Origin of the sequence: Sphingosinicella humi (assembly GCF_003129465.1) — a bacterium.
Classification (GTDB): Bacteria; Pseudomonadota; Alphaproteobacteria; order Sphingomonadales; family Sphingomonadaceae; genus Allosphingosinicella; species Allosphingosinicella humi.
On record NZ_QFFF01000001.1, the window covers coordinates 1,718,986 to 1,733,097 of the forward strand.

General features: G+C 67.8%; 15 protein-coding genes. 6 read left to right on the forward strand and 9 right to left on the reverse strand.

Features of this window, described 5'->3' with window-relative positions:
* Nucleotides 1-40: 40 nt before the first annotated feature.
* Nucleotides 41-799, forward strand: coding sequence for a class I SAM-dependent methyltransferase (locus DF286_RS08550; protein ID WP_243444773.1), 759 nt, complete (start codon nt 41-43; stop codon nt 797-799).
* 5 nt (nt 800-804) lie between these two features.
* Here the strand turns inward: DF286_RS08550 and DF286_RS08555 are convergent, their stop codons facing one another.
* Together DF286_RS08555 and DF286_RS08560 are read right to left on the reverse strand one after the other, a co-directional pair.
* The gene (locus tag DF286_RS08555) at nt 805-1,095 is read right to left on the reverse strand and encodes a DUF2218 domain-containing protein (protein ID WP_109271050.1); all 291 of its coding nucleotides are present in this window, start codon (nt 1,093-1,095) and stop codon (nt 805-807) included.
* Nucleotide 1,096: 1 nt separating this feature from the next.
* Nucleotides 1,097-1,726 (reverse strand): YceI family protein, encoded by a 630-nt coding sequence (locus tag DF286_RS08560; RefSeq protein WP_109271051.1) that lies wholly within the window; start codon nt 1,724-1,726, stop codon nt 1,097-1,099.
* Between the two features lie 225 nt (nt 1,727-1,951).
* Here DF286_RS08560 and DF286_RS08565 point away from each other — a divergent pair, with 225 nt between their 5' ends.
* Complete coding sequence (locus DF286_RS08565; protein WP_207790015.1) at nt 1,952-2,347, forward strand: PRC-barrel domain-containing protein; 396 nt, start codon at nt 1,952-1,954, stop codon at nt 2,345-2,347.
* Between the two features lie 6 nt (nt 2,348-2,353).
* A complete protein-coding gene (locus DF286_RS08570) occupies nt 2,354-2,671 on the forward strand; it encodes an antibiotic biosynthesis monooxygenase family protein (protein WP_109271052.1) in 318 nt (105 codons plus the stop codon).
* Between the two features lie 33 nt (nt 2,672-2,704).
* Here DF286_RS08570 and DF286_RS08575 read toward each other — a convergent pair whose 3' ends face one another.
* Nucleotides 2,705-3,226: an O-acetyl-ADP-ribose deacetylase gene (locus tag DF286_RS08575; RefSeq protein WP_109271053.1), complete on the reverse strand. Its 522-nt coding sequence runs from the start codon at nt 3,224-3,226 to the stop codon at nt 2,705-2,707.
* A 34-nt stretch (nt 3,227-3,260) separates the two neighbouring features.
* Nucleotides 3,261-4,151: a cell wall hydrolase gene (locus tag DF286_RS08580; RefSeq protein ID WP_109271054.1), complete on the reverse strand. Its 891-nt coding sequence runs from the start codon at nt 4,149-4,151 to the stop codon at nt 3,261-3,263.
* A gap of 188 nt (nt 4,152-4,339) precedes the next feature.
* On the opposite strand from DF286_RS08580, the gene DF286_RS08585 reads away from it, so the two are divergent.
* Nucleotides 4,340-5,881, forward strand: coding sequence for a L,D-transpeptidase family protein (locus DF286_RS08585; protein ID WP_109271055.1), 1,542 nt, complete (start codon nt 4,340-4,342; stop codon nt 5,879-5,881).
* Between the two features lie 30 nt (nt 5,882-5,911).
* On the opposite strand, the gene DF286_RS08590 is transcribed toward DF286_RS08585, so the two are convergent.
* The 3 genes from DF286_RS08590 to DF286_RS08600 form a co-directional block, all read right to left on the reverse strand.
* Nucleotides 5,912-6,709 carry a DODA-type extradiol aromatic ring-opening family dioxygenase gene (locus DF286_RS08590; protein ID WP_109272101.1) on the reverse strand — a complete coding sequence of 266 codons (798 nt, stop codon included), beginning with the start codon at nt 6,707-6,709 and terminating at the stop codon, nt 5,912-5,914.
* Nucleotides 6,710-6,787: 78 nt separating this feature from the next.
* Nucleotides 6,788-8,974 (reverse strand): amylo-alpha-1,6-glucosidase, encoded by a 2,187-nt coding sequence (locus DF286_RS08595; RefSeq protein WP_109271056.1) that lies wholly within the window; start codon nt 8,972-8,974, stop codon nt 6,788-6,790.
* Nucleotides 8,971-10,032 (reverse strand): glycosyltransferase family 4 protein, encoded by a 1,062-nt coding sequence (locus DF286_RS08600; RefSeq protein WP_109271057.1) that lies wholly within the window; start codon nt 10,030-10,032, stop codon nt 8,971-8,973. Before DF286_RS08600 ends, DF286_RS08595 begins: the two co-directional genes overlap by 4 nt.
* Before the next feature lie 166 nt (nt 10,033-10,198).
* Here DF286_RS08600 and DF286_RS08605 point away from each other — a divergent pair, with 166 nt between their 5' ends.
* Complete coding sequence (locus DF286_RS08605) at nt 10,199-12,043, forward strand: DUF885 domain-containing protein (protein ID WP_109271058.1); 1,845 nt, start codon at nt 10,199-10,201, stop codon at nt 12,041-12,043.
* Nucleotides 12,044-12,080: 37 nt separating this feature from the next.
* On the opposite strand, the gene DF286_RS08610 is transcribed toward DF286_RS08605, so the two are convergent.
* Nucleotides 12,081-12,779, reverse strand: a complete 699-nt coding sequence (locus tag DF286_RS08610) for a 2OG-Fe(II) oxygenase (RefSeq protein WP_109272102.1) — start codon at nt 12,777-12,779, stop codon at nt 12,081-12,083.
* 334 nt (nt 12,780-13,113) lie between these two features.
* Here DF286_RS08610 and DF286_RS08615 point away from each other — a divergent pair, with 334 nt between their 5' ends.
* A complete protein-coding gene (locus DF286_RS08615) occupies nt 13,114-13,302 on the forward strand; it encodes a hypothetical protein (RefSeq protein ID WP_109271059.1) in 189 nt (62 codons plus the stop codon).
* Nucleotides 13,303-13,310: 8 nt separating this feature from the next.
* Here DF286_RS08615 and DF286_RS08620 read toward each other — a convergent pair whose 3' ends face one another.
* Nucleotides 13,311-14,072 carry a LytR/AlgR family response regulator transcription factor gene (locus DF286_RS08620; protein ID WP_109271060.1) on the reverse strand — a complete coding sequence of 254 codons (762 nt, stop codon included), beginning with the start codon at nt 14,070-14,072 and terminating at the stop codon, nt 13,311-13,313.
* Nucleotides 14,073-14,112: the final 40 nt, after the last annotated feature.

The following is a 14,112-nucleotide window of genomic DNA, read 5'->3' on the forward strand; positions in this document are numbered from 1 at the left end:
CACGGGCCATGAGCGGCGCACAGGATCAGGGAGGCTCCATATGAGGATGAAGGCTTTGATGATGGCGATGGCGCTCGCGCTGCCGACAATGGGGGTCGAGGCGGCTCCGGCGGATGTCGCGGCGGCGGTGGCGGCAACGGACCGCCCGGCCGAGGCGGTGAAGCTCGACGAGAGCCGTCGGCCGGCCGAGGTGCTGACCTTCCTCGGCCTGGAGAAGGGTGAGGACGCCTTGGACCTGTTCACCGGCACCGGCTATTATGCCGAGATCATGGGCCGCGCGGTTGGGCCCGAGGGCAGCGTCGTCGCCTGGGAGCCGGCCAATTTCTACGACGAGAAGGCCAAGGAGACGCTTGCCGCCGTCACGGCCCGCGTGCCCAATGTGCGGGTTCACGTCGCGCCGGCGACCGCCCCCGCTTTGCCGGAAAACAGCTTCGACTTCGCGATGCTCCACCTCAACTATCACGACGCCTATTGGGAGAGCGAGAAGTACAAGTTCCCGCGGCTGGATCCGGCGGCCTTCCTCGGTGCCATTCACGCCGCGATGAAGCCCGGCGGGACCGTCGGCGTCATCGATCATGTCGCGACGCCGGGCGGCGACACGCGCGAAGTGGTGGAGGCGCTGCATCGGATCGATCCGGCGGTGATCCGCGCCGATTTCGAACGGGCCGGGTTCGTGTTCGACGGCGAGAGCGACCTGCTTCGCAACCCCGATGACGATCACGCCAAGTCGGTGTTCGATCCCGCCGTGCGCGGCAAGACCGATCGCGTGGTCTATCGCTTCCGCAAGCCCGCCGCCTGAGCCGATTAAGGCCCCGTCCGCCAATCGAAGGCGAGCGGGGCCTCGCGGAAGGCGAAGCGGTCGAGATGGGAGGCGACGACCGCCTTCATCCGCGCCAGGGTTTCCGAATCCTCCGCCTCGATCCGGACGTCGAGCGCGTCGGCATCGGCCGTCATCGTGGCGACGGCGCGCTCGAACCGGACGACAGCGCTGGCCGGCGTCCATTCAACTTGCAGCTTGTGACTCCAATGCTTGCAGAGCTGCTGGATATATTTGCCGCCATGGGCGGTCGGCACGCGCGCCGTCGCCTTATCCATCTCAGGCGACCGGATTGAACTCGCCGCTGATCGTCAGCTTGACCTCGTCGCTGACGCCGGGGACGGCATAGTTCATCCCGAAGTCGCTGCGCTTGACGGCGCCTTCGGCCGAGAAGCCGGCGACATAGGTTCCGGCCATATTCTCGCCGGCCTTGTTGAAGGTGACCTTGAGCGTCAGCGGCTTGGTCACGCCCAGCAGGGTGAAGTCGCCGGTGACGTCGGCGGTGGTGGCGCCGGTCGGGACGACCGAGGTGGAGACGAAGGTCGCGGTCGGGAATTTCTCGACGTTGAAGAAGTCGGCGCTCTCGAGGTGCTTCTCGAGCGCCTCGTTGTGGCCGTCGACCGAGTCCGTCTGCACGGTCACCGACAGCTTGCTGTTCGCCGGATTAGCGGGGTCGAGGTTCAGCTTGGCATCGAAGTCGGTGAACTCGCCATAATAGGTCGAAAAGCCGAAATGCGATGCCGACCAGATGATCTTCGCGTGACTCTTGTCGAGCGTATAGGCGCCGCCGCGGACATCCTGCTGGGCGGCGACGGCCGGCGTTTCCGTCGTGGGCTGCTGCTGGGCGATGGCATGGGGGGCGGCGACGGCAACGGCGGCGGCCGCGAGGGCGAGGGCGATCTTGCGCATGGCTGGGACGATCCTTGATTTCTGGTCTGTCGGGGAAAAGGGGAACCGGCCACGCCGGCAGGTTCCATCTAGGGAGATGACCAGAGGGGCGAAAGCCGCTTCCGGCGAACCCCGGGGTTGCATTTTGAGCAACACAGGGCCGAGAAACACGGCTCCGAAGTGCTTTTCAGCGCCAAATATGCTATGGTTAATCGTCGCCAGAGTCTCAAGGAAAGGAGACACTCCATGGCCGAACAGATGGCAGAACCGCGCACCGACATGTTGGATTATGCGCACGAGCTGATCTCATCGCGGCGGGTCGAGGGGACTCCGGTTTACAACCGGAAGGACGAGCGGCTGGGGTCGATCCACTCGGTGATGATCGAAAAGAGGAGCGGCAAGGTCGCCTATGCGGTGATGTCGTTCGGAGGCTTCCTCGGCATGCGTGAGCATGTCCATCCGGTGCCTTGGGAAATGCTGACCTACGATGTCGATTTGGACGCCTATGTCGTCGATTTGACTCGCGAGCAGCTCACCAACGCGCCGACGATGCGGCTGGATGAAGCCGACCGACCGCGCAGCCGCGAATATGACGAGGAAGTTTCGGGCTATTACGGCACGATGCCCTGGTGGGGGCTGTAAGCCGAAGTGTTCGTCGCCGTCTATTGGTGGCGCGTGCATGCCGGCAAGGAAGATCAGTTCCGCGAAGCTTGGCGTCGCGGCACGGAGGCGATCACGCGCCTCTACGGGAGCTATGGCTCACGGCTGCACCAGGATCGCGACGGACGTTTCGTCGGCGTTGCCGAATGGCCGGACGAGGCCAGCTGGCAGAGGGCCTTCGACGCCAGGATGGCGTATGACGACCCGGAAGCGCGGGCGATGTGGCTCGACGCCATCGCTGAGGCGCCGCGCGAGCCTGCTTTCACCATGACCGTCACCGACGACCTGCTGACGCGGCGGGCCTGAGTCCATTCACGCGAGTCTGGATTGCGGCGGGCGTCAGGCGCCGGCAGCGGCCTCGATGGCGGCGGCATAGACGGCCTGGTCGGGTGCGCTGAAGCAGACGAAGAGGATTTCCTCGAAAAGATCGGGATTGCGGCGGATCACGTCGTCGACGGTGGCGGCGGCGATGCCGGCCGCCCGGTCGATCGGATAGCCGTAGACGCCGGTCGAGATGGCGGGGAAGGCGATGGTGCGAAGGCCGTGCGCTTCGGCGACGCCGAGGCTGCTCCTGTAGCAGGCGGCGAGCTTGCCGGCCTCGCGGCTCGCCCCGCCGCGCCAGACCGGGCCGACGGTGTGGATGACGTGGCGCGCGGGGAGGGCGTAGCCGCGGGTCAACCGCGCCTCGCCCACCGGGCAGCCGCCGAGGGTCCGGCATTCCTCCAGCAGCCCTGGTCCGGCAGCCCGATGAATGGCGCCGTCGACGCCGCCGCCGCCGAGCAGCGAGCTGTTCGCGGCATTGACGATGGCATCGACGGCAAGCGTGGTGATGTCGGCCTGGATCGCGCGCCAAATCGTCATGCGACGATGATAGCATCACTCCAGGGCGGAGGCCTCAGTGAATGTCGGCGGGGGCGTCCTTCCAGCGACCGCTATTTTCATATTCAGGACGCACCCGCGACTGGGGGAGGCGGTCCGTCGCCGTGACGACCGGGGCGGGTGCCGGGGCGATGGGCGTGAATGTCTCCGCGTCTCGCGCGTTCGGCACGAAGGCCGGCGCGGCGGCATAGCGGATGCGCGCGGCGGGCCCCGGCTCACGGCCAGAATAGATTTGGGTGAAGGCGCTCGGCGCGTCGATCGCGCCCGGCCGGCGATAGAAGATATGGGACCCGATCACCGCCGTCCTCGTCAGCGCCGGCGCCCAGCCGGGGTAGACGCTGAGCGTGTGATAGTGGGTGGAATGGCCGACGGGGGCGAATATTCGGCCGGCAATCGCCTCGGCGGCAATGTGGCGGGCGCGGGCCCAGGCAATCCCGGTCGGACGATGGACGAGCGAGCCGTCGCAGGTGAAGGTGAACTGGCAGCCGGGACCGGTCTTCATCGGTCCCTGATAGACGACGCCGCAGATGCTCTTCGGATAGTCGGGATGGCGGACGCGGTTGAGCACGACCTGTGCCACGGCGCGCTGCCCTTCCTCCGCCTCCGAACGCGCTTCGTAATAGATGGCTTCGGCGAGACAATCGAGGGCGCGCATGCCGTCGACGCTGCTCGCCGCCCGGAACGGGATGGAGGTCGCGGCGGGGAGGAGCTCCAGCCGGGAGGGAAGGGCGGAGGGCGCTGCGACCGGGACTGCCGGTGGCAGCTCTAGGGAGACGCCTGCCATCGACCCGGGGGACTGAAGGCGCGCCGTTTCGGGAACGCAGGACGCCGCCGGCACCAGCAGCGCGAGCGCAAGCCATTCGCGCCGCGACCGGTCCTGCCTTCTGCGCTTCCGGATGGATGCCATGCGTTTTGCCCGCCTCGCCCGCTCTCGGGAGCGCGGACCTTAGCGGCAAATGATGAGGGTTTCGTTAGGCCAATTCGGGCTGTCCCGGAGCGGGACGGGCGGGCCTCGGCGTTTCCAGCGCCGGCGGGCGTGGATCGGATCGGCGCGTGGCGGCGTTCTTTGAACGAGTTGAATGTCCAGGAGTATTCATGCGTATCCCACTATTGACTGCCTCATTGGCGGCGTTGCTGACCGCGACGGCCTGCAGCGACCATGCCGATCCCGTCGAGGCCAAGACGGCCGAGCTCGCGGTCGCGCCCGACGATGTGAGCGCCGAGGATTTGCGCGGCGCCGTCACCGACGAGCGGGTGGCCCGCTTCTACGAGGCGCGGCAGTGGGAGCCGGTCTGGACGGTGGAGCGGGCCGAGACGCTGGTCGCGGCGCTCCACGACGCCCGCCGCCACGGGATGGACGACACCCGCTTCCGCAAGGAAGTCGCGGCCGCCGACAACCCGGCCGCCAAAGAGGCGGCGCTGACCTTCGCCGCCATCACCTATGCCGATGCCCTCGCCAACGGCCTCGTCGACCCGACCGAGCTGCGCGAGATCTACACGGTGCCGCGGCCGCGCGGGGACGTGGTGGCGGGGCTCACCCAAGCGATCGCCGCCGAGCAGCTCGAGCCCTGGCTGGCGAGCCTGGCGCCGCAGGATGCGGAGTATAAGGCGCTGTCGGAGGCCTTCCTGAGCTATTCGCAGCGCGCGGCCCAGGACAAGGCGCAGCCCATCCCCGCCGGCGAGGCGATCGGGCAGGGCGACAGCGACCCGCGCGTTCCGGCCATCGCCGCGGCGCTCCGGGCCAATGGCTATCTCGGCGAGGCGCCGGAGGAGCCACCCGCCAAACCCAGTCTCTTCGCGCCGGCCATGGCCGCGGCCGTCAAGCGGCTGCAGGAGGATTATGGGCTGGAGGCGGACGGGGTGGTCGGCCCCTCGACCCTGGAGAGGCTCAACACCGGCGCGGCGGAGCGGGCCCGCATCCTCGCCATCAATCTGGAGCGGCGGCGCTGGCTCGATCGGGCGCCGCCGGCGACCCGCATCGACGTCAACACGGCCGCGGCCGAGCTCGATTACTGGCACGACGGCACCCCTGTGCACCGGACGCGGGTCGTGGTCGGACAGCCGGGATGGGAGACGCCCCAGCTCGGATCGCCGATCGTCCGGCTCGTCGCCAATCCCAACTGGACGGTCCCCAAATCGATTGCCGAGGAGGAGATCATCCCCAAGGGTCCCGGCTATATGGCGGCGAACGACATGGTCTGGCGCGACGGTTGGATCGTCCAGCGGTCGGGACCGGAATCGGCGCTCGGTCTCGTCAAGTTCGACATGGACAATCCGCACGCCATCTACCTGCACGACACCCCGGCCAAGTCGCTGTTCGAGCAGGAGGAGCGCCACGCCAGCCATGGCTGCGTCCGGGTGCATGACGCGGTCGGGTTCGCGCGGATGGTGGCCGAGCGCCAAGGCAAGCTCGGCGAATTCGACAAGGCGATGACCGGGCGGGAGGAGAGCTTCGTCGAACTGCCGAAGCCGATCCCGGTGCGGCTCATCTATCAGACGGCCTTCGTCGGGCCGGGCGGGCGGGTGCTGTTCCGGCCCGACGCCTATGGCTGGGACGAGGATCTGGCGCGCGCCCTCGGGCTGGAGGTGCGCCAACGCGGCCCGGCGCCGGTGCATGTCAGCCTGCCGGGGCCGTGACCGGGCCGGCGACCGCTCACGCCGCTTGCCTCAGCCGAAGCGGTAGGCGGAGACGGTCCAGCCGATGACATGGTCGCGGAAGACGTGCTGGCCGCGGTCGTCGCCCGCCGCGCCCGCGGCGACCATCAGCGGCAGGAGATGCTCCTCGCGCGGATGGGCGAGCCGCGCATGGGGAAGCGTCTCCCATTCGGCGAGGCGGGCGTTTCGCGATGCCGGTTCGGGATCGGTGACGGCCGCCGTCAGCGCGTCGTCGAAGGCGTCGGCGACGGCCTGAACCGAGCCGTCGCGCAGCCGCATGTTGTGAAAGCTCATGCCCGATCCGACGATCAGCGCGCCCTCATCGCGCAAGGGCGCCAGCGCCCGCCCGACGGCGATATGGGCGGCCGGGTCGAGGTCGCGCCGGAGCGAAAGCTGGGCCGTCGGAATGTCGGCATCGGGCACCGCGACCTTGAGCGGGATGAAGACGCCATGGTCCCAGCCACGCTCGGTCTCCTGGTCGGCCGCGAAGCCTGTCTCGGCGAGCAACTGCGCCGTCCGTGCGGCCAAAGCGGGCGCACCGGGGGCGTCCCAGCGCAGCCTGTAGGTATGATCGGGAAAGCCGCCATAATCGTAGAGCAGCGGCGGCCGATCGCCGTGGTGGACGGTGAAGCGGGGCTCCTCCCAATGGGCGGAGACGACCAGCATCGCTTTCGGCCGTTCGGGCAGCTCGGCAATCGCCTTCGCCAAGAAGGCGCCCATGGCTTGCCATTCCGGCGGCATAGGCCCGGATTCATTGAGGAAGAAGCAGGGGCCGCCGCCGTGCGGCAGGAAGAAGCTGGGCTGTTTCATGCCGCCGATCTGGGGCTTTCCCTGCGGTGCGGGAAGGCGGCGAAAGCGCAACAAGGCGTTGCCAGGCCCGCGCCTCCCTCATTTGAAGATCACCACCCGGGCCGGCCCTTCGCGACGCGTGACGGCGACGGTGATGTCGCTGTCGCTGCGCTGAAGCCGAAGGCCGAGGCGCGAACCGGCGAGCGCCACGTTCGGAAGCCACAGCTCGTTGAGAAAGGCGGGGAGCGCCGGGTCATTGAGCAGTACGCGCTCGCTCTTGTGGTCCACTTCCAGGCCGATGGAGGCGGCGAGCAGGGCGAACGGGGCGGCGGCGGCCCAGGCCTGAGGCGAGCAGGCGACGGGATAGGCGGTGGGGCCCCGGCGGGGCCGGCGCGGAAAGCCGCAGAACAGCTCCGGCAAGCGGCCAAGCTCGTCATAGCTGGCGGCGGCGAACAGCCCCTCGAAGATGCGCGCCACCTCTGCCTTGTGGCCGTAGCGGGCAAGGCCCATGGCGATCAGGGCATTGTCGTGCGGCCAGATCGACCCGTTGTGATAGGACATGGGATTGTATCGCGCCTCGCCCGAAGCGATGGTGCGCACTCCCCAGCCGTTGAAGAATTTGGGTGAGGTGAGCAGCCGCGCGATCGAGGCCGCCCGATCGGGAGCGGCGATGCCGGTGAGAAGCGCGTGTCCTGCATTGGACGCCAGCACGCTGCACGGCTGCTTGGCGCCGTCTAGGGCGAGGGCATAGCTGCCCAGTTCCTCCACCCAGAATTTCTCCTCGAACAGGCGGCGAAGCGCCTCCGCCTGGGCGTGGAGCCGTTCGGACCGGTCGCTATCGCCGAGCGCTCCCGCCAGCTCCCCGGCGGCGCGGCGCGCGGCGTAGACGTAGCCCTGCACCTCACACAGCGCGATCGGCCCCTCGGCGAGGCGGCCGTCGGCGTGGAAGATGGAATCGTGGCTGTCCTTCCAGCCCTGGTTGGCGAGGCCGCGCTCCGTCATCCGGCAATATTCGACGAAGCCGTCGCCGTCGGCGTCGCCGTAGATATCGATCCATTCGAGCGCGGCCAGGATGTTGGGCCAGATGGCGCGGATCGTCTCGACGTCGCCGGTGCGCCGAAAATAGTCGCCCGCTAGCATGACGAACAGCGGCGTGGCGTCGACCGTCCCATAATAGCGGCGGAACGGCACCTCGCCGACGCGAGCCATCTCGCCGCCCCTCATTTCGTGGAGGATCTTGCCAGGCTGGGCATCGGCGGTTTCGTCTATCTCGGTTGCCTGCGTGAGGGCGAGCGCGTGCAGCACGCCCCGCGCGATGTCGGGCGCGTTCCAGACAAGCTGCATCGCCGTGATGATCCCGTCGCGGCCGAAGATGGTGCTGTACCAGGGGATGCCGGCATAGGGATAAAGGCCGTATTCGGTGTTGGTCAGCAACATGTCGAGATCGGCGGTCGAGCGTCGCACGATCGCATCGAACAGCTCGTTGGAGCTGGTGATGTCGCCGAGCCGACTGGTGCAGCCACGGCTCTCCCGCCGGACGGAGCGATAGGCCGCGAGGGTGGTCGTCGGCTCCGGTCCATCTCGTTCGGCATGGCCGCAGTCGATCCGGATACCGATGGAGGCCCGGTTCTTCGTGCTGAGATCGATCTGCCACTGCGCCGAATAGGGCGTGAGGACGGCGGGCGCCGGATCGAATTCCAGTGTCGTGGTCCGCTCGACGCCGTCGAGGCCGAGATAGAAGAACCGAACCGCCCGATCGGACATGAGCTCGACATGAAGTGTCCCGTGGCGCTCGCGCTCTTCCCCGCGCACTTCGAACAGGTCGGCGAAGTCCGCGGCGAAGGCCAGCTCGACCGGGAGCGGCTCCGGCACCGCCTCATAGCTGCGCAGGGTGATGCGTTCGTGGCAGCTGGCGCCGCAGAGGAATTTCAGCCGATTGGCGAACACGCTGTCGCGCGTCAGGCCGACCGTGCCGTCCGGTTCCAGCAGGTCCGCGTTGGTGAGATCGACCAGCAGGGCGCTGTTGTCGTCGAGGACGACGGAATCGAGTAGCAGTGGCGGCTTGCGGCCGAGCCGCAGCTCCAGTTGGGACAGATGGCGCGTGTCGAGGAAGAACAGACCCTCGGGCCCCTTGTCCGCCGCTCGAAAATCGCCGTGATTGTTGAAGACGCCGAACAGGTCGTGCTGCTTGAGCGTCCGAACTGGACGGTCGACGAGCGAGGTCTCGGCCTCGATGTAATAATCCTCGGGGGGAGGCGGCTTCGGCGCGCCGGCGAGCTCGTTCATGCCGGCACGACCATGTCGAAGGGCGGCGCCGGTCGCGAGTGCGCGATCAGGCGGCGGTAAAGGGCGACATAGTCTCGCGCCATCCGGGCGGCCGTAAATTCCGCTTCGAAGCAGCGGCGCACTCCGGTTCTGGAAAGCCCGCTCGCACGGTGGACGGCGGTCACCGCTTCGTCGATGCTCGTCACGATGGTGCCGCTCTCGCCGTCGCGGATCACCTCCGGCACCGAGCCGCCCGGCCAGGCGATGACCGGGGTCCCGGCCGACATCGCTTCGATCATGACTAGGCCGAAGGGCTCGGGCCAGTCGATCGGGAAGAGGAGCGCCCTGGCGCCGCCGAGAAAGGCCGGCTTCTCGGCGTCCGATATCTCGCCAATGAAGTCGATCAGGGGATGGTCCAGCAGCGGCCTGATCTGTTCCTCGAAATAACGCTGGTCGACGCGATCGACCTTGGCCGCGATGCGGAGGGGCATGCCGGCGCGCTTGGCGATCTCGATGGCGCGGTCGGGCCGCTTTTCAGGCGAGATGCGGCCCATGAAGGCCAGATAATCGCCGCCCCCCGGCGCGAACGGGATCAGGTTTTCCGGAAGCCCGTGATGGACCGTCGCTACGAAATTGGCGTGCGCCACCGGGGCGCGCTGGGCGTCTGAGATCGACACGAGCGGCATCTCCGGAAATGCGTCGAAGATCGGCCGGAAGTCCGGCAGGTCCTGCCGGCCGTGCAACGTGGTGACGCACTTATGGGCGAGATGACGGAAGATCGGGAACTGGAAAAGGTCGGTGTGGAAATGGATGATGTCGAAGCGGTCCGCCGACTGCAGGACCTTGTTCAGCATCGCCAGCATATAGGCGGTGTGGTCCCCGATACCGGCGAGCCTCAGCCCCGAGGGGGCACAGGGCACCAGACGCGCGGACGTGATGGAATCGGCGCTGGCGAACAGCGTCACGTCGTGGCCGAGGTCGACCAGAGCCTCGGTTAGCCACCAGATCACCCGCTCGGTCCCGCCATACAGCTTTGGCGGCACCGCTTCGGCCAGCGGCGCTACATGGGCGACACGCATTCCTGTACAAACCTCCTATCATTGGGTGGAAAGCCTGAATCGAAAGAACGCGAGCGCGACCGGCCCGGTTCCTGGAACCGCGTTCGTCGCCCGAGACATGGCGGCAAGCCGTTGCGCCGCGCGCCGCGCCATGTGAGTAACGGCACCAGCAACCGGAGGGAGACATATGGAAAAGCTGGACCGCAGGGAATTCATGGCCGTCACCGGGGCCGCCGCGACGGTCCAGTTGCTGGCCGGCTGCGCGTCGGTCCCCGCGCTCCGCCCACCGGCGGGCAGTGCCGGGACCGAATCGCTTCTCGCCGGCATCGCCGAACAGCTGCTGCGCGAATATCCTGAGAATGCCACCGCCCTCGGCCTCGACACCGGCGCGCGCGCGCCGCTCAAGTCCGAGCTGACGGATCGCTCGCTCGAAGGCCGGCGCCAGCTCGCCGCCGCCGCGGCGCAGCGCCTGGCCGAGCTCGAGGCGGTCGACACGAGCACGCTCGACCCGCAATCGCGGATCAACGTCGATGTCGTGCGCACCGCGCATGAGCTGGCGAAGGAGGGCTTCGCCTTTCCGTTCGGCGATGTCGTGTCGCTGAGCGCGCAATGGTCCTATCGCAACGCTCCCTATGTGGTCGCACAGAATACCGGCGCCTTCGTCGAGGTTCCCGACTTCCTCGACAGCAATCACAAGGTCGAGACAGCGGCCGACGCGGACGCCTATCTGGCGCGGCTCGAGGCCTATGCGGAAGCGCTGGACGGCGAGACGGCCCGGCTCGCCCATGACGCTGGCCTTGGCGTCGTCGCTCCCGCTTTCCTGCTCGACAAGACGCTCGGCCAGATGAAGCCGGCGCGCGCCCAGCCGATCGAGCAGTGGACTTTGGTGACGTCGCTGGCGGAGCGCAGCAAGGCGATCGGCGGCGATTACGGCCGGCGGGCGGCGCAGATCGTGTCGGACAAGGTGGCGCCGGCGATGGACCGGCAGATCGCCGAGCTGGAGCGTCATCGCGCCCGCGCGACGCAGGATGCCGGCGTCTGGAAGCTGCCCGACGGAGAAGCCTATTATGGCTGGGCGCTGAAGGCGGCGACGACGTCCAACATGACCCCGGACGAGGTGCATCAGCTCGGACTGGAGCAGCTTCGCGAACTCTCCGCCGAGATGGACCCGCTGCTGCGCGCGCAGGGATTGACCCAGGGCACGGTCGGCGAGCGGATGACCGCGCTCGGCAAGGACCCCAAACATCTCTTCCCCAACACCGATGCCGGGCGGAAGCAGATACTGGACTATATCGACGGACGCATCGCCGACATCCGCCCGCGCCTGCCGCGCGCCTTCCACACGCTGGTGGAGGGTCGCCTGGTGGTGAAGCGGGTGCCGCCGGCGATCGAGGAAGGCGCGCCCGGCGGCTATGCGGCGGCGGGGACGATGGACGGTTCGGTGCCCGGCCAATATTATATCAACCTTCGCGACACGGCGATGTGGCCGCGCTACGCGCTGCCGACGCTCACCTATCATGAGGGCATTCCGGGGCATATCTGGCAGGGCGAATATACGTACGACCTGCCGCTCGTCCGCTCGCTGCTCGCCTTCAACGCCTATTCGGAAGGATGGGCGCTCTATGCCGAGCAGCTCGCCGACGAATTGGGCGTCTATGAAGGCGATCCGCTCGGGCGGCTCGGTTATCTCCAGTCGATGTCGTTCCGCGCCTGCCGGCTCGTGGTCGACACCGGGCTTCACGCCAAGCGCTGGACCCGCGACCAGGCCATCCAGTGGTTCGCCACCACCAACGGCTCGACGGTCGAGGAGGTGCAGGGCGAAGTCGACCGCTATTGCGCCTGGCCCGGCCAGGCCTGCGGCTACAAGATGGGCCATATCGAGATCAACCGCCTGCGCGACCGGGCGCAAACGGCGCTTGGCGCGCGCTATGACTATCGCGCCTTCAATGACGCCGTCGTCAAGACGGGCGGCGTGCCGATGACCGTGCTGGAGCGGGAGATCGACGCCCATATTGCGGAGCGGAAGGCCTGATCACCTGCCCGTCGCTGCGCTCCTCGCAATGACGAACCTACGCCGCATCGTGGAAGATGATGCCCAGCGTGTGGCGGCGGCCCGAGCGGATCGTGCTGACGCCGTGGCGCATCGTCACTCGATAGGGGCCGCGGCTGCCTTGCGCCGGCCGCTGGTTGACCGCGAAGATCACCGCGTCGCCCTGGTCTAGCGGGACCACCGAGCCGCGCGACTGCATGCGCGGACGCTGCTCGGTCAGCATGAACTCGCCGCCGGTGAAATCCTCTCCCGGCCGGTCGAGCAGGATCGCCAGCTGGAGCGGGAAGACATGCTCTCCGTAAAGGTCCTGGTGCAGGCAATTATAGTCGCCGGGACCATAGCGCAGGATGAGGGGCGTCGGCCGCGCCTGGCCGGCGGCGTGGCAGCGCGCGAGGAAATCGACATGGTCCTCCGGAAAGTCGATGTCGATGCCGAGCGTCCGATGCCAGCGATTGGCGACCGCTGCGAGGCGCGGATAGATGGCGGTCCTGAGCTCCGCGACGGGGCCCGGCTGCGGATAGGCGAAATAGCGATACTCGCCCTTGCCGAAGCCGTGGCGCGCCATCGTCACGGTGCTGCGGAAGCGGCCATCCTGGTCATAGAGAGCGGAGAGGGACCGGCATTCCGCCGGCACCAGCAGTTGCCGCGCCACCGCCCATCCCTGCGCGTCGAGATCGGCCTCGATCCGCGGCCAATCGATGCTGTCGATCCTGTTCATTCGCTTCCCATAGCGAGCCGGCCGAGTCGTCGCATCACGCTGCTTGCCGTCAAACCGGCCGCTCGCCTCCGACATGTTGATCGACGGGAAGCGCATCTTCGTCGAACCGGCGCATCCTTGTCGAAGCCTTGTCCACCGCCGTCGACGGAGGCGCGCCCGCCCCGCGCGGCTGATCTAACGGGAGAGTGTCGGCGATCGGGCCGGCACTTAGAGCGGAGACAAAAGATGACTGCGGACCTGTTTCGTACATTTTCGACCTGCGTCGCGGCGCTGTTCGTCAGCACGATGCTGGTGACGGCGGCCACGTCTGTGCCGATGGCCTTTTGAGCCGACGATGAGCGAACACTCCATCTTCGGCGAGACGGGAGGCGCGGGCCGCCGCAGCCAGCCGTCCCGAGGGGCGGAGACGAGGCGGCCCAACCCCGCCCACGGCCTGTTCGGCGCGCGGCTGCTCGCGACGGATCGCAAGATCGCCGACGACGACGATAGCGACGCCGAAGACCTCCCGACCAGCCGCAACTGAGCGGCGTTTCAGTCCAGCCCGAGGGCTTCCTTCACCGCGCCGATATAGCTCGGCCCCACCTGCACATGCGCGCCGTCGACGAGCAGCAAGGTCAGCGACCGGTTGGCGCGCTTCACCTCGACCACCTTGTCCGGTCGCACGAAGGCGGAGCGGTGGACGCGCAGCAGCTGCGTGCCCTTGAGCTTCTCCTCCAGCGCCGCCATCGTCGTGCGCAGCAGGTGGCCCTTCACGGCGGTGTGGAGGAGCACATAATCCCGCGCCGCCTCGATCCAGTCGATGCTTTCGATCGGGACGCGGCGCTGCCCGTGCCGTTCGGGCACCCAGAAGCCGTTGTCGTCGATCGCCGGGGCGCCCGCCTTCAGCGCCGCCATTTCCTGCTCCAGCTTTCCGGCGCGCTCCGCCTGGTCGCGCAGGCTGCGCCGCCGCCGGGCCCGATCGACCGCCTGGCGGAGCCGGTCGAAGCGCACCGGCTTCAGCAGATAGTCGGCGGCATCGACGTCGAAGGCGTCGGGGGCGTAATGTTCATGGGCGGTGACGAAGACGATCTCGGGCCGCGGCTCGATCGCCAGCTCGGCGGCGGCGCGAAGGCCGTTCTTGCCGGGCATCTGCACGTCGAGAATGATGAGATCTGGCGTCAGCCGTTCGATCTCCGCCAGTGCCTGATCGCCGTCGTGCGCCTCGCCCACCACTTCGACCCCGTCGATATTGTCGAAGAAGGTGCGCAGGCGATCGAGTGCAAGAGCTTCGTCGTCCACGAGCAATACACGCATAGTGCTATCCCCACCGGCACTCCCCCTTCTCCTTTTCCGG

Bases quoted from the DNA above. Each gene is read 5' to 3' on its own strand.
- DF286_RS08600 (WP_109271057.1), bottom strand. From the start codon at position 10,032: ATGCGTGTCGCCCATGTAGCGCCGCTGGCCGAAGCGGTGCCGCCAAAG.
- DF286_RS08575 (WP_109271053.1), bottom strand. From the start codon at position 3,226: ATGACGATTTGGCGCGCGATCCAGGCCGACATCACCACGCTTGCCGTC.
- DF286_RS08615 (WP_109271059.1), top strand. From the start codon at position 13,114: ATGAGCGAACACTCCATCTTCGGCGAGACGGGAGGCGCGGGCCGCCGC.
- DF286_RS08590 (WP_109272101.1), bottom strand. From the start codon at position 6,709: ATGAAACAGCCCAGCTTCTTCCTGCCGCACGGCGGCGGCCCCTGCTTC.
- DF286_RS08585 (WP_109271055.1), top strand. From the start codon at position 4,340: ATGCGTATCCCACTATTGACTGCCTCATTGGCGGCGTTGCTGACCGCG.
- DF286_RS08560 (WP_109271051.1), bottom strand. From the start codon at position 1,726: ATGCGCAAGATCGCCCTCGCCCTCGCGGCCGCCGCCGTTGCCGTCGCC.
- DF286_RS08555 (WP_109271050.1), bottom strand. From the start codon at position 1,095: ATGGATAAGGCGACGGCGCGCGTGCCGACCGCCCATGGCGGCAAATAT.
- DF286_RS08565 (WP_207790015.1), top strand. From the start codon at position 1,952: ATGGCCGAACAGATGGCAGAACCGCGCACCGACATGTTGGATTATGCG.
- DF286_RS08620 (WP_109271060.1), bottom strand. From the start codon at position 14,072: ATGCGTGTATTGCTCGTGGACGACGAAGCTCTTGCACTCGATCGCCTG.
- DF286_RS08605 (WP_109271058.1), top strand. From the start codon at position 10,199: ATGGAAAAGCTGGACCGCAGGGAATTCATGGCCGTCACCGGGGCCGCC.
- DF286_RS08550 (WP_243444773.1), top strand. From the start codon at position 41: ATGAGGATGAAGGCTTTGATGATGGCGATGGCGCTCGCGCTGCCGACA.
- DF286_RS08595 (WP_109271056.1), bottom strand. From the start codon at position 8,974: ATGAACGAGCTCGCCGGCGCGCCGAAGCCGCCTCCCCCCGAGGATTAT.
- DF286_RS08580 (WP_109271054.1), bottom strand. From the start codon at position 4,151: ATGGCATCCATCCGGAAGCGCAGAAGGCAGGACCGGTCGCGGCGCGAA.
- DF286_RS08610 (WP_109272102.1), bottom strand. From the start codon at position 12,779: ATGAACAGGATCGACAGCATCGATTGGCCGCGGATCGAGGCCGATCTC.